Source organism: Corynebacterium gallinarum, from assembly GCF_014837045.1.
Lineage (GTDB): Bacteria > Actinomycetota > Actinomycetes > Mycobacteriales > Mycobacteriaceae > Corynebacterium > Corynebacterium gallinarum.
In genome coordinates this window covers 62,764-78,538 of the sequence record NZ_JACSPR010000003.1, presented here as the reverse complement: position 1 = coordinate 78,538, position 15,775 = coordinate 62,764, and the positions used below count along the sequence as shown (strand labels likewise).

The following is a 15,775-nucleotide window of genomic DNA, read 5'->3' as shown; positions in this document are numbered from 1 at the left end:
GGTCGTGACACCTTGGATTCAAGGCACCCGGCTATCTGATTACCCTTCGTGGTCTATCTAAGAGATGTTACTTTCCCTGCCCGGCACACGGCCTCGTCCCGGTGTGGTCAGAGTGCCTGCATGAGCAGGCGGGTCATGGCATCTTCGGTGACGGGTACCGGGTTGTCCTTCGGTGCGGCGGTGATGATGCGTTCCACGGCCTCCGGGATATTGTCCTGGGTGAACCCGATCTCCCCCAGGTGGCGGGGTGCAGTGATGCGCTCATACAGCTCGTCGAGTCCGTCCACAGCGTCCTCCACCCCGAAGACCTCGGCCAGGCGCCCCACATGGGCTGCATCACCGGCGGCGGCGTTGAACTGGAGGACGTGGGGCAGGATAATCGCGTGGGTCTCCGCATGCGGCAGGTTGAAGGTTCCCCCGAGCACATGACAGATTTTGTGGTGGAGACCAGACCCGGCGGAGGAGAAACTCAAGGCCGCGAGATAACAGCCTGCGAGGGTGAGTTCCCGGGAGGCGACCATATCGGCAGCGTTGGACGCAGCAGATAATCCCGTGAGTCCATCCCGGAGCAGTCGGGCCCCCTCCAGGGCGTGGGCCCGGTTGATGGGATCTGCCTTGGGCGCCCAGAGGGAGTCCACACAGTGGGCCATGGCGTTCAGTCCCGAGGCGACTGTCATCCCGGTGGGCAGGGTGGACAGCAGGTCGGAATCGTAGACCACCACCTTGGGAAGCACCGTGATATCGGTGCCGGTCGTTTTGGTGCGGTTCTCGGTCATGCCCCACACCGCGGTGGCCTCCGATCCCGCATAGGTGGTGGGCACGGCGATGATGGGCAGGCCGCTCGTCAGCGCGACCGCTTTGGCCAGGCCTGTCGTGGAACCCCCGCCGATGGCGATCAGTGCGTCGACATCCGCGTCGGCGGCAACCCGGCGCGCACGCTCGGCCACCTCCTTGGGCACATGCATGACCACGTCGGTGAACACCGCAGCCACTCCGGTTCCGTCGGTGATCTGCCGTGCCGTCGCCTCCTCCCGGGTAGAGGTGATGAGCATGGGCCGATGGGCCCCCAGTGAGGTGACGGCCTGTCGGACATTGGCGGCAGCGAGGCCGGTACCGAACCTGACCTCCTGCGCGAGGAGCTGGTGGTTGAAGGTGAGGGGTGTCATTTTTCTCTCCCGTTGCGTGCGGTGGGGGGTGCGTCCCGGTCATCGGTGGACACCAGCGTAGCGACGAGCTTGTCGACGCCTATGTCGCCCGCAGTGATATCCCCAGCCGCTTTTCGGAAAACAGCATGATCAGTGCGATACCGAGTGCGCCCGCGGTTGCCGTGAGCCACCAGGACGTGTGCCAACCGCCGGCCTGCGCGGCCAGCCACGCCAGCACCACCGGACCGAGGAAGTTTCCGGTGTTCTGCAGCTGGTTCATCAGACCCACCACGGCCGGTGGTGAACCCCCGGGTGGTGCCAGGTCCACGGCGATCCGGAACATGGAGGTCGGGATCAGTGCGCCGACCATGGAGAAGATGCAGACCAGGATGAACTGGGTGATGAAGGTGCCGGGCAGTGTGGACCAGTCCACTGCATACACGCCGATGGCAGTGATGCCCATGACCATGAAGGCGGTGACCACCAGCGAACGGATGGACAATCCGCGTTGCAGCAGGAATCCCGCCAGCACCGCACCCACCGCGTTGATCCCGCCGGCGACCGCCGACAGTGCGCCACCGAGCACAGCCCCGACGCCGTATTCCTGGTAGACGGTGGGCAGGAACCCGATCACCGCAGTCCACTGAATGGTGTAACAGGAGAACACCGCACCGGCGACCCACGGTTTCCAGCTGCGCATGGTGATCCACACCCGGTGGAAGGCAGCCCCCACCCCACCCTCCCGCGGTGGATCCGGTGCCGTGTACCTCACCAGCAGTGGAATCCCGACCGCGGTGATCACCGCCATCATCCAGTACCACATGCGCCAGTCGGTGACCTGGAGGAGAAGGGAGCTGCCCAGCACCGCGATGAAGGTCGCTGTGCCCTGGAAACCGGCCCACGCCCCCATTGCGATGGTCAGGCGGTGGGTGGGTGTCTCCCGTCGGATGAGGGCGGGAGCCGTGACCGTGACCGAGAGATAACCGATGCCCTCCAGGGCACGGGCCGCCATCATCACCCCGGACATGGTGGCCAGGGCGCTGATCACTGTGCCCACCACCAGCAGCACCAGCCCGAGCGCCATGGTGCGGCGCAGGCCCACGTGCTCGCTCACAACGGATGCCGGGATCCCACCCAGCATGCCAGCCAGCTGCACCAGTCCCAACAGCAGACCTGCCTGCACCAGGCTGATGCTGAGGTCCCCCTGGACCTGGGTGAGCGCGCTGGGGAGTTTCCAGATGTGCATCGCTGCGATGACACCGCAGACCACCACGACAATCCAGGTGGTGTTGTCCCCATGGCGACGTGTGCGGGAGGGGGTGGCAGCCTGCGAGACAGTGGACATGCCGGGGAGCTCCTAACCTCGGACGGTGTTATAGATAGGTGACACTAGCCCAGTCCCCCGGCATTGATTCAGGGATTGTTGATTTAGTTGCCCCACGGGTGCACCCCACCCTGCTTTACGACGAAAAAAGCCGCCCGAGGAGCAGTTCGGTGAACTGCCCTTCGGGCGGTGATCATGCAACACAGCCTAGGAATTCTGTGCTTCATCCTTGGCTTCGTTCTTCACGTGCTGCGCTGCCTGCTGGGTATCGTCCTTGAGGGTGGAAGCATGGTGCTTTCCCTCCTCCTGAACGTTCTGCACGCTGGAACGACCGGTTTCCTGCAGGGTCTGGGCTGCCTCCTGTGCCTGTGGCTTGAGATTCTCACCCATTTCCTGCGCGGCGCTCTTGGCCTCCTCGACGAGGGGCTCGGCCTTGTCCTTGAGCGCGGCGGCAGCGTCCTGCTCCGGCTTGCTGGAGGGCATCATGGAACCGACAAGCCAACCTGCGCCGAGGGCGATGAGCCCAGCGGCCAGTGGGTTGCCCCGGGTGCGCTGCTTCACCTGCGCGGGAGCGCCCTGAACCATCTCGCCAGCCCGGTCCTTGGCATCCTGTGCGTGTGCCTTGGCATCGTCCAGGGTGCTGCTGTCATCTGGGCTGCCCATGATTGACTCCTGAAAACCGCGAACCTTGTCGCGGACCTTGTCGGTTTGACGGTCAACAACCTTGGAGGGGTCTACCTTCTCTGCCAGGGCATCAACATCGCGGCTGAGCTCGTGACGGGTGCGGTCGATGTCTGCACGGATCTGATCAGGATTGTCGCTCATGGTGACCCACTTAGTTCTGCATCTAAATGGGTGACGGGGTCGTCGGGGATGTCGCTTCGCGCTCCTTCGGCGGGCGTTGGTGCGATGGCTGGAGGGAGTTCGATTCTGCCCCGCTCCGCCTCCTCCCCATTGCTGACCACCCAGAGGTGTTCCACGGCCAGTTGACCCATCCTCTGTTGTGGATGGTGCCATGTCCATGGGTTCTGGGAATTCTCTATCGTCCCCGTCTCGTGCGGCAGATGGTGCCGGGGCATCCGCATATCCCGAAAGGCACCTTGCTTCCAACCATCCACCACTTGCACTCACAGGTCCCCCGACGGACGAACGGTTAATTGCCCCCTATTGGCAACATCAGTTATAAGTGATAATTTGTGGTCACGGCGAGATGGGAAGTCTGCACAGACTTTATAGATAACTGGCTCGATTCCCTCCCTGATGATGTTTATGATGCGGTGCTGGCCGCCACTGAATATCTCGGAATATCTCGCGGAACAGGGTCCCACCTGTGGGAGGCCATTCGTCGATACCATTTCGCGGTCGCGTTATAAAAACTTGAAAGAGTTACGCCCTCGGGAAAAATCAGCCGCCAAGAATATTAGGATCCTCTTCGCGTTCGATCCTCGCAGGAGGGCGATTTTCTTAGTCGCTGGAGACAAGACCGGTCAATGGAATAAGTGGTACGACAGGAATATTCCCCTCGCTGAAACCCGCTTTGAGCAGCATCTTCGAGACCTTCTAGAGGGGGTTAACCGCTTTTCACCAACCCCACCATCGCAAACCGTAGATTCGGTATCAACATCATCTTCTAGGAGAACCCCCATGACTTCACTTGATGACTTCCGCCGACGACGTCCCGGAAATCGGGAGAATATCGATCGGATCAAGGCCGGGATGTACGCGGATGCACGGGCCTATCGGCTGCGAGCTCTCCGCCAGGACTCCGGCCTCACGCAAGAATCCCTGGCGAAGAAAATCGGAGTGGGACAGAACAGAATCTCCCAAATGGAAAACGGCCACCTCGCCTCGGCCCGGGTGTCTACGATTCAGAAGTACGTCGACGCTTTAGGGGGAAGTTTGGAGCTCATCGTCAGGCGAGCTGACGGCAGCACCGTCACCCTTCCGGTTGATGAGGAGCAGGAAGGTGTGACAGACACCTGATAGGGCGTGATCCATACCAGGATCACGCCCCATCAAGGCCTGCCCCCACACAACCATCATCCTGCTCCCCACGGCGTCGATTATTGCCATTCAACGCCCCGGCATGTGACGCCCATCATAGGTAGCATCGGGCCCATGACTGCTCAAGCACATCAGGCCAAGCATGCGTCCCTGTGGCAGGAGGACGCTGTCTCGCAGGACTTCCCGACACTTGAAGGTGACCGTTCATTCGATGTGATTGTCGTGGGAGGTGGGATCACCGGGATGACCACGGCCCTGTTGCTCGCCCGTGAAGGCAGGTCGGTCGGTCTGATTGATCAGAACAAGGTGGGCACCGGCACCACCGGGTACACCACCGGCAAGGTGACCAGTCAGCACCATCTCACCTATGCCCGCATATCCAAGACCCACGGTCAAGACGGTGCCCGGGTTTATGCCCAGGCGATGGAGGCGGCCAAGGAGCAGGTCGCGGGTTTCGTCGATGAGGGTATTGACTGCGATTTCCGGCGTCGGTCCGCGATCCTCTACGCCACCAACTCCGGTGAGCGCAAACAGCTGGAGGAGGAGACCAGGGCCGCGCAGCAGGCCGGTCTGCCCGCCTTCTTCGATGAGGCGGTGGACCTGCCCTTCCGCACCCGCGGTGGCATGCGTTTTGATAACCAGGCCGAATTCCACGCGGGACGCTACATGGATGGCCTCACCCGTCTGGCCACCGAGGCCGGTGTGGAGATCTTCGAGAACACCCGCGGCACCGATGTCGACGAGTCCGACACCGGCTGTGTCGTGCACACCCCGAACGGTCTTATCCGGGCCCAGCATGTTGTGGTCGCGACTCTCATCCCCTTCCTCGATCGTTCCCTCATGTTCGCCCGGGCGTACGCCTCCCGGTCGTATGTGGTTACCGCGCGTATCCACGACCCCCTCCCCGACGCCAGTTTCATGGCGGCCGGGTCACCGCAGTACTCGATCCGGTCGGTGCCCCACGACGGCGGCGAGTTGCTCATGGTCCTGGGTGAGAGCCACAGCACCGGTTCGCCGAAGGCGCAGCCGGAACGCTACGACAAGCTGGGTGACTTCGTGAACCGGCACTGGAATGTCCAGTCTTTTGAGCACCGCTGGTCCTCGCAGGACTACATGCCCGATGACCACGTCCCCTACATCGGACCGGTCACTGCGCGTTCCACGCGGGTGTTTGTGGCCACCGGTTTCAAGAAGTGGGGTCTGACCGCTGGCACCCTTGCCGGGATGCTGCTTACCGACGCCATCTCCGGCCGCCCAAACCCATGGGCGGACCTGTTCACCACCACCCGGGTCAAGGCATTGGCTGCCGCACCGAAATTCCTCACTGCCAATACCCGCGTGGCGGTCCGCATGGTCGGTGACCGGGTGCTCAGCCTGAAACAACCAGATATCACCGAGCTCCAACCGGGTGAGGGTGGGATTGTCAGCTCCTGTGGCAAGAAGGTCGCCGGTTACCGCGATGAGGCGGGCAACCTGCACGCCGTGTCCAGCACCTGCACCCACCTCGGATGCCAGGTCGCCTGGAACGGGGCCGAACGGACCTGGGACTGTCCCTGCCATGCCTCACGGTTCACCGTTGACGGCGATGTGCTCAACGGTCCGGCCACCCGTCCCCTGCCACCACGTCGCACGCCCTGATGGAGGGGTGCGGTTATGTCCGGTGGGTGATGTCGAGGGCGGTGGTGATGACGTCGACAAGCTCCCCGTGCACCGCGTACGCCGCGCGCTGACGGCGGGCACCGGTCCCATCAGCCAGGATGTCCGCCACCGTCGCCTCGACGGTGTCCAGCTCCCCGTACTCGGTGAGCACCGGGCGGAGATGGTCGAGGAAACCGGCGAGCACCTCTGCGGCCGGGGCGGGTTGACCGGTGGCCTGATCGATCAGCTCCTCCTCCGTTCCGTACCGGCTGGCCCGCCACGACCAGAGCTGCAGCACCGAGGCGGGCACCTCAGGTGCGGGTATGCCCGCCGCCCACTCCCGCGCCACCGTCTCCACCAGGGCGCGCACCAGCGTGGCGATCGTCGCGGCGTGCTCCGCCTCCAGGCACACATCCGCCACGCGGATCTCGACGGTGGGATGATGCTCGCACACCCGCGCATCGAAGTAGAGCATGCCGGGATCCAGCGGGACCCCGGTGCTCAGGAGCGCAGCCCGGTGCTGTTCATAGGCGTCCGCCGAACCGAACACATCGGTCGGCCCGGCCGTGGGCCACCGGTTCCACGCCTGGTAGCGGTAGGACGCGAAATCGGTATCGAACCCCTGCCAGAACGGGGAATTCGCACTCAGAGCCAGCACCACCGGCAACCACACCCGGATGCGGTCCAGCACCGCCACCGCCTCCTCGGGTGACTCCGCCTGAACATGGATGTGAAAACCGCAGGTGAGCTGCTCCTTCACGGTGAAGCCGAAACGCTCACTGATCCGCTGATAACGGGGATTGGGCACCAGATGTGGGGAGATCGGCCCCGGCGAGGTGGGCAGGGCAACCACGCGACCCCCCACCCGGGAGGCCACCGTGTCCGCCAGTGCCCGGCCCGCCCGGATCGTCTCCAGCTGGGCGGCGAGCGTGGTCTGTGGTGGGTAGGCGACCTCGAACTGTTCCTGCTGGAACTCCGTGGTGATCTCATGGCCGCTGGGATCACCGGGCTCACCGGGATCAGCCCGCTGGCCCATCGCTTCCTGGGCTTCGGCGTGCAACTGGACGGCCCTGTCTCCGGCGGGCAGCGGAGAAAAGGTCGCTGCATCTACCAGCAGCAGTTCTTCCTCAACTCCGAAAGTGCGCATAGATCCATCTTGCCTCTTGGGGGCCAGCCCCGGCAATGGTTTCAGTTTCTTTCCTCCCTTCTTCGGCCCAGGGGGTGATGCGTGCAGCATGTCCGTGCCCGGTTGTGCCGTACAGTGGGGCCTTCACTTGGAGCTACATCCCACCACCGTCTGGAGGTTTCCCCCATGAGCATTGACCTTCCCGCCGATGTCGATGTCCTCGTGGTCGGGGGTGGGCCCGCCGGGTTATCCGCCGCCACCTGGCTGGGCCGCTACCAACGCTCCACCCTGGTGGTGGACACGGGGCACCAGCGCAACCTGCCCGCCCAGTACGCCCACGGCCTGCTGGGGCGCGACCCCACCACCGCCCGGGAACTCCTCGCCGATGCCCGCACCGGATTGGAGCAGTACCCTCAGGTGCTGCTGCGTCAGGGCACGGTTACCGGCCTCAGTCGCGATGGGGACGGATTATTCCATGCGGTGATCGAGGGGGCGGAGACTGATGGGATGGCCGAGATTAGCGCCCAACGGATCGTCCTGACCACCGGGGTGCGTGACCGTTTCCCGGAGGTCGCCGGTTTCCATGACCATTACGGCCGGGATGTCTTCCACTGTCTGGCCTGCGATGGACTCACGGCTCGGGGGCAGACGGTGATCGTGCTGGGTTCCGGGGCGCACGTGCCCGCCTATGCCGCGGAGGTGCTCGAGTGGGCGGACACGGTCCGCATCATCGCCGAGAATGCGGAGGCTTTCGCCGAGGGGCAGCGGTCGATGCTGGGTGCCCACGGAATTGAGGTGGTGGACGGCCCCGCCGAGGCGTTTGTTGGCGAACCGGGCGCGCTGGAGGGGGTGCGCCTGGTCGATGGTGAACTGATTGAGGGCAGCACGGTGTTCTTTTCATATGCCCACCACCCCGCTAATGATCTCGCCCGGCAGCTGGGGTGCGACCTCGACCATGAGGGCCAACCGGTGATCAATGGGTATCAGCTGACCAGCGTGGAGGGGGTTTATGCTGCGGGCGATATCATCGCCGGGTGGCAGCTCATCCCGATCGCGCTCGGGACGGGTACCGCGGCGGGGCTGGCCTGCGCCACCTCCCTGCGCGGGCATGCCACCGCCGCGATGGCGCCCGATCCTGCCCCGCCGACGGGTCTGTTCAAAGCCCACGAGCCTGCTTGACGACGCTCCCCCTCCCGCACCTTTCCAGGTTCCGTGCGGGAGGCTGGTGGCAATGTTTCACGTGAAACATTGCGAAAATTTCTAGTACAGCACCCACGCGGAGGGGAAACTCTTCTGGGCGATGACTGACCCGCCCTGGGTAACCTCCACCCCACCACCGACAACCTCGATGATCGACGGGGAGGCGTTGACATAGAATTTGCCCGTCGCCGGATTGGAGCGCGCCGGGTCCACCGCTGCGGTGAGGGTGCCTCCGAAGATGTCGGAACGGTAGGTCATTTGCCCACCGGCCTCGCACACGGTGATCCACGCGTCGCTGTCCCGGCCAGCGTAGATGAGGTTCTCATTCCCGCGACACCGTGTGGCGGAATTGTCGATCCATCCCGTTGCGGTCAGGCCCGCCTGTTGCGCGGCGGGGGGGATCACCGCAGCCGGAGGTTCCGGGGTGGCACTCCTCTCGACGGAGCGGGCTGAGGACTGCGGCGTGGTGGGAGTCGTCGTCTGGATGGAACTACGCGTCGGGGTTACCGTGACAGTACTGCGCCCGGTGGTGCTGGGTGCCTCCAGCTGCGATGTCACAACGACCGTGACCGTGTCCGGGCTGACGGTCTCCGCAACTGTGGAATCCCCCGGGCGCCCGCTGATGAACAACCATGCAAGAACGGCGATGATCGCGAGCGCTAGAAGGGCGATCAATCCGATGAGGAGCCCGCTGGGTTGGTTCTTCCCCGAGGGTGTCGTGGCATCCTGGGGATTGTCCCAGGGGTTCCGCATCCCCGGGGTGTGATGTTCATGGCCTGGTTGGTTGGGTGAACTATCCCAGGGGTTCGTCATGATGCTTCTCGATTTCTCATACGGACTGTGGATGAAGTGATGCCGGGAATCTAACAGGCGGCGGAGGGGGCTTGTGTCAGCGCTGGCTGCACAGTGGATATTAACGTGTCGGCCATGGCCTGAGCATCGGCGAAGGAACCCGATCCGGGCCTGACGATCATGGCCAACGCTGTGGTCTGACCACTAGTGGGGTCGGTGCTCAGCCCGAACTGACGGACGCTATAGGCCCCGTCGGGTTGCGGCCCCCACCCACCCTTGAACCGCGCACCGGGGAGCTGCCCTATCCCCCACGACTGACCGGGTTCCACCATCGCCATGTTCTGCAGCACCGGTTCGCTCCCCCTGATGCACCCGAGGGTGGCGGCAAAACGGGCCTGATCAGCAGGGCTCCACATGGTCTGACCGAAGGAACTGAAACCGTCCCGTGTGACCACCGTGTTGACGGTGACATCGTTCCTGCCCTCCCGCAGGATGTCGGTTGTCGCCTGGCCCGCCTGTTCCGGGGTGCCCAGTGATGCCCACAGTGCTTCGGCGGCGTTGTTATCGGACCACTGGATCGCTGCGGTGACATTCGTGGTCTGTGCCGGATCCTGCCGCACTGCTGCGATGGCGAGGGGAACCTTGATCGTGGACCATGCAGCGGCGGCACTCATGTCGCCGGCTGTCACCTCCGTGGATCCATCGGAGACGGCGATGCCTGCCGTCCCGCCGTATACCGCGATCGTCTGATCAACCGCAGCCTGGAGTGCCTGTGCGAAGGACTCCCCCTGCTGGGGTTCTTCCGTCGGCAGCACGGGTGCCTCGGCGGCGGGCGGCGAGGTGGGGGTGCTGGTGAGCGTCACCGTGGAGGTCGGTGGCCCCGAGCTCTCGGTGGTGTCGATGGTGTCGATGGTGCACCCGCTCAGCACCACCGACGCGGCCAGTGCAGCCCCCCAGAACCGGAGCCGGGAACCTGCCATCATGAGATGTAGACAACCGCGTTGTTGCCACCGGTGCAGGTGACATAGTCACCATTGTCAGTGCAGTTCATGGAATAGGACATCCCCGTCACCGGGCTGTAGGCCGTGATGGTCCCGGTGGTCTGGCCGGTAGCCACATGGAAATCGACGAAAGCGACCCGGACCTGCTGGGCGAATTCCTGACTGGTCACACTGCTGCCGGTATACACATTATCGAAATTGCCGTCCGGATTACCGGCACGGGCTGATGCATTGGCGGCGAAAGCAGAGGCTGGCAGGGAGGCACGGGATGGTCGGGCCACCTCCTGTTCCACCGGCGCTGCTGGCGGTGAATCCGCTTTCTCCTGCTCCGGGGCAATGACAATCTCGGTGACGATGACGGGCTCCTCGGTATCTGCGGCCCCGAAGGACAACATCCCGGCCTGACGGGCAATGACCGCGCCAGCGGCGATGAGGGCAGCCAGAAGGACAACGATGATCACGGGCAGTATCCACCCGTTGTTGTGTGTGGTCTGCCCCTGGTAGGAACCCGGTCCCTGGTACGAAGCGTGAGCAGCGCCCTGCACATTCTGCCCGGCAACCGGCGGGAATGATGTCGTTTCCGGGTTGCTCTCCCACGGATTCTGAGGCGCGGAACCAGCAGACCACGGATTCGGCGCACCGGAGGAACCCTCCGCAGCGCCGGAGGGTTGGTTGGGGTCAGGTGCCCACGGGTTTTGTTGCGTCATCGCCCTATCCTTTAATCTCGTAGCCAGCCGTGTCAAAGGATTATCGCATCTGATATCAGGCGAACTCCACTCTGTCCACTATATCGGGATCGCTTCCCCAGCAGGGTGGGATGGGCGTCGATAAGCTCCCTAGGCGGTGACACCCTGCGGGGTCAACTCCTCCAACACGCCCAGGACATCAACCTCGGTGAGGACATCGGTGGCCGGATCCAGCGCGGCGTGATCGCCGAGGAGCTGGCGCACATAATCGACATCCTTGTCACCACGACCGGAGAGATTGACCAGGATGTTGATCGGTTCGGTGGCCTCGGCAGCCATCTTGAGGGCGTGGGCCAGCGCGTGGCTGGATTCCAGGGCGGGGATGATGCCCTCATAACGGGAGAGCATGCGGAAAGCCTGCAGGGCCTCGGCGTCGGTGGCGCCGACATACTCCGCGCGACCGGTGTCCTTGAGGTAGGCGTGCTCCGGGCCCACGCCGGGGTAATCCAGGCCGGCGGAGACCGAATGGGAATTGCGGAGGTTACCGTCCTCATCCAGCAGGGCGTAGGAGTTTGACCCGTGCAGGTGCGTGGTCCGGCCCTCGTGGATGGGTGCGCCGTTGAGGTCAGTGTCCAGGCCATAACCAGCGGGTTCCACACCGATGAGGCGGACCGTGTCGTTGCCGGGCTGGTCCTCCAGATACTGGGCGAACGCACCGATCGCGTTGGAGCCACCACCTACACAGGCGACCACAGCATCAGGCAGCGCGCCGGTGCGCTCCAGCATCTGCTCGCGGGACTCCCGGGAGATCACCGAGTGGAACCGCTTGACCAGGGTGGGGAATGGGTGTGGGCCGGCGGCGGTGCCCAATAGGTAATGGGTGTCCTCCAGGTTGTTCACCCAGTCGTTGATGGCCACATCGATCGCGGAGCTCAGGCCATTGCCGGATTGCTCATCCACAGCGACCACCTCCGCACCCATCAGGCGCATGCGGTAGACATTCGGCTGCTGACGGGCGACATCCTTGGCACCCATGTAGACGGTGCACTTCATCCCGAACAGGGCCGCCACCATCGCGATAGCGGTGCCATGCTGACCGGCGCCGGTCTCGGCGATGAGACGGGTCTTGCCCAGGCGCTTGGCCAGCAGTGCCTGACCGATGGTCTGGTTACCCTTGTGCGCACCACCGTGCACCAGATCCTCACGCTTGAGGAAGATCCGCGCGGTACCCCTCCCCTGCCCCTCGAGCGGCAGGTTGGCGCACTCGGTGATCGGGGTCGGGCGACCGAGGTAATTGGTGTAGAGATCATTCAGTTCCTGCTTAAACGTGGGATCCTCCAGGGCCTCCACATAGGCACGCTCCAACTCATCGAGTGCCGGGAGGAGAATCTCCGGGACGAACTGGCCACCGTATTCGCCGAAGTAGGCGTCAAGGAGGGTCTGGCGGGTAGGCGTTGCTGGAGTCGTCATGGTGTGCAGGCTTTCTGGGAAACAGTCACGGGAAACAATCATGGGGGCAACTGGTGGGGTACACCTTCAGCAAAAACCGTAACACCAGGTGGTGGGTGGGGAGGAAAAACGGGGGGTGGAAAGCGTCGACAAGCATGGAGCTCGAGAACGCAGAAACGGCAACCCCCACGTGGGTCGTGGGTGTTGCCGTGTGGAAATGTTGGTCGTCCTTGGTGGGGCTAGGCGGAGGCGCGGGCCTTCTGCTCCTCCGCATCGCGGCCGTAACGCGCGGCCAGCCAGGCACAGATCATGAGCTGGATCTGGTGGAAGATCATCAGCGGCAGGATGAGCAGACCCACATTCGCCCCGCCGAAGATGACCGCGGCCATCGGCAGGCCGGTGGCCAGTGACTTCTTGGTGCCGCAGAACTGGATGGCGATGGAATCCCCGCGGTTGAAGCCGAAGCGGGTGGCGATGAACATGGACAGCCACAGCATCGCCACCACCAGCACAATGGAGAACACGATGAGGAAGGCGATCTCCCAGACGCTGATGGTGGACCAGACACCCGCGACCATGCCCGCGGAGAACGCCGAGTAGACCACCATGGCAATCGACCCGCGGTCGACGATCTTGGTGGCCTTGTTCGCGGCGAACCCCTTGACCCAGCGCCTGGCCACCTGGCCCAGAATGAACGGCAGCAGCAGCTGGATGGAGATGTCCACGAACACCTGCAGATCCACTCCCGCTCTCCCACCGGAGGTCATGAGCAGCATCACCAGCAGCGGGGTGAAGAACACACCCGCCAGGTTCGACAGTGATGCTGCCACAATGGAGCCGGCGATATTGCCCTTCGCGATCGAGGTGAACGCCACCGATGACTGCACGGTGGACGGCACCAGCGTGAGGAAGAGGATACCCATATAGAGATCCTCGGAGATGAAGAACAGCAGCGGCTCCAAGCCCACACCGATCACGGGGAAGATGACAAAGGTGATGGCGAGGATGGTCAGGTGGAGTCGCCAGTGCTTCAGACCATTGAGGGCCTCCTGCGTGGACAGTCGCGCTCCATAGAGGAAGAACAACAGGGCGATGGCGATCTTCACCGCCACATCGAACCATTCGGCGAATGTTCCCCTCGCCGGCACGATGATGGCAATGATGACCGCCAGGATGATCAGGACGATTAACGGATCCAACCGTTTCAGGCGTGCAAGCATGTGTGTTAGTGTACGGCTCCGGTTGCAGGCGGGTTGGGTGCGCATGGAGCAGATCAGGAGGATGCAGAAATGGACTGTCAGGCTCCCCCGCCCCTGGGCGAATCGGGTGCGTCAGGTAGTGTTCACTGCAGTGCATCGGGGCATGTGTCCGAGCATGCCTCCAGCAGTTTGTGAGGGCTGGTGACTGATGCGGTTGATCGCGTAGGGTGAGTCCCAGAGTGGTCGTGGAACTGGTGAGAGCGCCGCGCATGATGTGGAGTGGGTCCTTTCGGTGAGGAAACCAATTATTGGATTCCCCCACTAATGTGTGACCTGCGAGAATACTATTCGGGCAGCTCCCATTGCTGGTATTCCACGATGCGGGGACTCCCATAATGGGGCCGACCCACTTTTTCTCCTGCCGTTAATTCAATTTCTCATTATTTGATAACCCACTCCTGTGCTTTTTATTTACGTCACAGTGATGTTGCGCCACCACACTCCGGGGTGGTTGCGAAACTGCAGCGGCGGAACTATTTCCGCCCGTTTCCATCGGTTTCCTGTGATCTGGGGTTCCCGCCGGAAGATCGGGTGGACTATCGTCGACACCATGACTTCACTCTTCTCCCCTCTCCAGCTCCGTGGCCTCACCGTCCGCAACCGGGTGTGGATGGCGCCCATGTGTCAGTACCAGGTGACCACCGAGGACGGTGTGCCCAATGACTGGCACCTGGTTCACTACGGTGCCCGTGCAGCAGGTGGCTTCGGCCTCATCATCGCGGAGGCCACCGGAGTGAGCCCGGAGGGGCGGATCTCCCCCGCCTGCACCGGACTGTGGAATGACGAGCAGGTGCAGGCCTGGAAGCGCATTACCGACTTCGCCCACACCCAGGGAACGCCGATGGGTGTGCAACTCAACCACGCCGGCCGCAAGGCGAGCACCTATCCGTGGCTGCCCGGCAACCCCAGCGGAACCGTCCCGGCGACGGGGGGTGGTTGGCGGATCCTCGGCCCCAGCGCCGTGGCGCAGAAGGGACTGGACGTTCCTGAGGAAATGACCCTGGCGGATATCCAGAAGGTGGTCGAGGACTTCGCCGCTGCATCCCGTCGCGCCGTGGACGCCGGGTTCGATTCCATCGAGATCCACGGCGCCCACGGTTACCTCCTCCACCAGTTCCTCACTCCCCTGGCCAACAAGCGCACCGACGATTATGGTGGCTCCTTCGACAATCGCACCCGCCTCATCCGCGAGGTGGTCACGGCCGTGCGTGCGACCATCCCGGAGGAGATGCCCCTCGTGGTGCGCCTGTCCGCCACCGACTGGATCGACGATGAGCCGTCCTGGGACGCGGATCAGACGGTTCGTTTCGTGGAGATCCTCAAGGGTCTGGGCGTGGATGCCGTGGACATCTCCACCGGCGGTGCCGCACCCGCCCGCATCCCGGTGGGCCCGGGCTACCAGGTCGACTTCGCCGCCCGGGTCAAGCGGGAGGTCGGCATCCCGACGTCCGCGGTCGGTCTCATCACCGAGCCCGCCCAGGCGCAGGAGCTTCTCGACGACGGGCTCGCCGACATCATCAGCCTCGGCCGTGCCGTACTCCGCGACCCCTCCTGGCCTCTGCGCGCGGCCCATGAACTGGGTCTGTCCACCGAGGAGATCCCCTACCCCGCGTCCTACTGGCGTGGGGTGTGGCCGGAGAAGGTGACGGTCTAGAACCCCCAGAACCAAAAGAGAAAGAGGGCGATGTTTCACGTGAAACATCGCCCTCTTTCCCGTCGTAGCGAATCAGACCACCGAGGCGCTCAGGGTATCCCCCTCCTGCGTGAGGTTCGCCTCCCGCAGACCTGAGGTGGCCGGCCCGGAGATGAGGGAGCCATCCACGATGGAGAACTTGGAGTTGTGCTTGGTGCATGTCACCACATCGCCCTCCACCTTGGTGATGAACTGCCCCTGGTGGGGACATGCGGAGGAATAGGCCACGAACTCACCTTCGGCGGGCTGCGCGATGATGACCGAACCGAGAATCACTGCGCTGCCGACGGGGACCTCGGTGGCCTCAATCTCCTTGGGCGGGTTGCTGCCACACGCGGCCAGGAAAGCCCCGGCGAAGGTGGTGGCGGTGCCCAGGAGGAAGGTGCGACGACTGCATGCGGGGAAGGATGTGCTCATGTTCCCAGTATCTCCCGTGACTGCATGAAGAACCAATAGAA

The 15,775-nt window shown here is 63.6% G+C and carries 14 protein-coding genes and 1 pseudogene; 5 read left to right on the top strand and 10 right to left on the bottom strand.

The window, feature by feature from the left end:
* Positions 1–107 precede the first annotated feature (107 nt).
* The 3 genes from H9627_RS05100 to H9627_RS05090 all read right to left on the bottom strand — a co-directional run bounded on the left by H9627_RS05100 (position 108) and on the right by H9627_RS05090 (position 3,294).
* Positions 108–1,166 (bottom strand): maleylacetate reductase, encoded by a 1,059-nt coding sequence (locus H9627_RS05100; RefSeq protein WP_191732942.1) that lies wholly within the window; start codon positions 1,164–1,166, stop codon positions 108–110.
* Between the two features lie 79 nt (positions 1,167–1,245).
* Complete coding sequence (locus tag H9627_RS05095; protein WP_191732941.1) at positions 1,246–2,490, bottom strand: MFS transporter; 1,245 nt, start codon at positions 2,488–2,490, stop codon at positions 1,246–1,248.
* 186 nt (positions 2,491–2,676) lie between these two features.
* Positions 2,677–3,294, bottom strand: coding sequence for a DUF3618 domain-containing protein (locus H9627_RS05090; RefSeq protein WP_191732940.1), 618 nt, complete (start codon positions 3,292–3,294; stop codon positions 2,677–2,679).
* A gap of 435 nt (positions 3,295–3,729) precedes the next feature.
* Here H9627_RS05090 and H9627_RS05085 point away from each other — a divergent pair.
* The 3 genes and pseudogenes from H9627_RS05085 to H9627_RS05075 form a co-directional block, all read left to right on the top strand.
* Positions 3,730–3,951 (top strand): annotated as a pseudogene (locus H9627_RS05085) (type II toxin-antitoxin system RelE/ParE family toxin); the annotation flags it as partial.
* A gap of 162 nt (positions 3,952–4,113) precedes the next feature.
* Positions 4,114–4,452 carry a helix-turn-helix domain-containing protein gene (locus tag H9627_RS05080; RefSeq protein WP_191733200.1) on the top strand — a complete coding sequence of 113 codons (339 nt, stop codon included), beginning with the start codon at positions 4,114–4,116 and terminating at the stop codon, positions 4,450–4,452.
* A 135-nt stretch (positions 4,453–4,587) separates the two neighbouring features.
* Entirely contained in the window at positions 4,588–6,111 is a 1,524-nt protein-coding gene (locus H9627_RS05075) for an FAD-dependent oxidoreductase (protein WP_225213512.1), read from the top strand.
* Positions 6,112–6,124: 13 nt separating this feature from the next.
* On the opposite strand, the gene H9627_RS05070 is transcribed toward H9627_RS05075, so the two are convergent.
* Complete coding sequence (locus H9627_RS05070) at positions 6,125–7,258, bottom strand: glutamate--cysteine ligase 2 (RefSeq protein WP_191732939.1); 1,134 nt, start codon at positions 7,256–7,258, stop codon at positions 6,125–6,127.
* 165 nt (positions 7,259–7,423) lie between these two features.
* Between H9627_RS05070 and H9627_RS05065 the strand changes: the two genes are divergently transcribed.
* Positions 7,424–8,416, top strand: coding sequence for an NAD(P)/FAD-dependent oxidoreductase (locus H9627_RS05065; RefSeq protein WP_191732938.1), 993 nt, complete (start codon positions 7,424–7,426; stop codon positions 8,414–8,416).
* 81 nt (positions 8,417–8,497) lie between these two features.
* Here H9627_RS05065 and H9627_RS05060 read toward each other — a convergent pair whose 3' ends face one another.
* From H9627_RS05060 to H9627_RS05040, 5 genes are all read right to left on the bottom strand, one after another.
* On the bottom strand, positions 8,498–9,190 hold the full coding sequence (locus H9627_RS05060) for a hypothetical protein (protein WP_225213511.1): 693 nt from the start codon (positions 9,188–9,190) through the stop codon (positions 8,498–8,500).
* 110 nt (positions 9,191–9,300) lie between these two features.
* Positions 9,301–10,212 (bottom strand): serine hydrolase, encoded by a 912-nt coding sequence (locus tag H9627_RS05055; protein WP_191732936.1) that lies wholly within the window; start codon positions 10,210–10,212, stop codon positions 9,301–9,303.
* Entirely contained in the window at positions 10,209–10,937 is a 729-nt protein-coding gene (locus tag H9627_RS05050) for a hypothetical protein (protein WP_225213510.1), read from the bottom strand. Before H9627_RS05050 ends, H9627_RS05055 begins: the two co-directional genes overlap by 4 nt.
* A gap of 129 nt (positions 10,938–11,066) precedes the next feature.
* A complete protein-coding gene (gene trpB, locus H9627_RS05045) occupies positions 11,067–12,386 on the bottom strand; it encodes a tryptophan synthase subunit beta (protein WP_191732934.1) in 1,320 nt (439 codons plus the stop codon).
* Between the two features lie 218 nt (positions 12,387–12,604).
* Positions 12,605–13,585, bottom strand: coding sequence for a bile acid:sodium symporter family protein (locus H9627_RS05040; RefSeq protein ID WP_191732933.1), 981 nt, complete (start codon positions 13,583–13,585; stop codon positions 12,605–12,607).
* Positions 13,586–14,174: 589 nt separating this feature from the next.
* On the opposite strand from H9627_RS05040, the gene H9627_RS05035 reads away from it, so the two are divergent.
* Positions 14,175–15,278, top strand: coding sequence for an NADH:flavin oxidoreductase/NADH oxidase (locus H9627_RS05035; RefSeq protein WP_191732932.1), 1,104 nt, complete (start codon positions 14,175–14,177; stop codon positions 15,276–15,278).
* A 72-nt stretch (positions 15,279–15,350) separates the two neighbouring features.
* Here H9627_RS05035 and H9627_RS05030 read toward each other — a convergent pair whose 3' ends face one another.
* The gene (locus tag H9627_RS05030) at positions 15,351–15,734 is read right to left on the bottom strand and encodes a Rieske (2Fe-2S) protein (protein WP_191732931.1); all 384 of its coding nucleotides are present in this window, start codon (positions 15,732–15,734) and stop codon (positions 15,351–15,353) included.
* Positions 15,735–15,775: the final 41 nt, after the last annotated feature.

Excerpts from the sequence above, each read along its gene's own strand:
- H9627_RS05040 (WP_191732933.1), bottom strand. The coding sequence starts at position 13,585 with ATGCTTGCACGCCTGAAACGGTTGGATCCGTTAATCGTCCTGATCATC.
- H9627_RS05065 (WP_191732938.1), top strand. The coding sequence starts at position 7,424 with ATGAGCATTGACCTTCCCGCCGATGTCGATGTCCTCGTGGTCGGGGGT.
- H9627_RS05030 (WP_191732931.1), bottom strand. The coding sequence starts at position 15,734 with ATGAGCACATCCTTCCCCGCATGCAGTCGTCGCACCTTCCTCCTGGGC.
- H9627_RS05095 (WP_191732941.1), bottom strand. The coding sequence starts at position 2,490 with ATGTCCACTGTCTCGCAGGCTGCCACCCCCTCCCGCACACGTCGCCAT.
- H9627_RS05100 (WP_191732942.1), bottom strand. The coding sequence starts at position 1,166 with ATGACACCCCTCACCTTCAACCACCAGCTCCTCGCGCAGGAGGTCAGG.
- H9627_RS05080 (WP_191733200.1), top strand. The coding sequence starts at position 4,114 with ATGACTTCACTTGATGACTTCCGCCGACGACGTCCCGGAAATCGGGAG.
- H9627_RS05075 (WP_225213512.1), top strand. The coding sequence starts at position 4,588 with ATGACTGCTCAAGCACATCAGGCCAAGCATGCGTCCCTGTGGCAGGAG.
- H9627_RS05035 (WP_191732932.1), top strand. The coding sequence starts at position 14,175 with ATGACTTCACTCTTCTCCCCTCTCCAGCTCCGTGGCCTCACCGTCCGC.
- H9627_RS05055 (WP_191732936.1), bottom strand. The coding sequence starts at position 10,212 with ATGATGGCAGGTTCCCGGCTCCGGTTCTGGGGGGCTGCACTGGCCGCG.
- H9627_RS05060 (WP_225213511.1), bottom strand. The coding sequence starts at position 9,190 with ATGCGGAACCCCTGGGACAATCCCCAGGATGCCACGACACCCTCGGGG.
- H9627_RS05050 (WP_225213510.1), bottom strand. The coding sequence starts at position 10,937 with ATGACGCAACAAAACCCGTGGGCACCTGACCCCAACCAACCCTCCGGC.
- trpB (WP_191732934.1), bottom strand. The coding sequence starts at position 12,386 with ATGACGACTCCAGCAACGCCTACCCGCCAGACCCTCCTTGACGCCTAC.
- H9627_RS05070 (WP_191732939.1), bottom strand. The coding sequence starts at position 7,258 with ATGCGCACTTTCGGAGTTGAGGAAGAACTGCTGCTGGTAGATGCAGCG.
- H9627_RS05090 (WP_191732940.1), bottom strand. The coding sequence starts at position 3,294 with ATGAGCGACAATCCTGATCAGATCCGTGCAGACATCGACCGCACCCGT.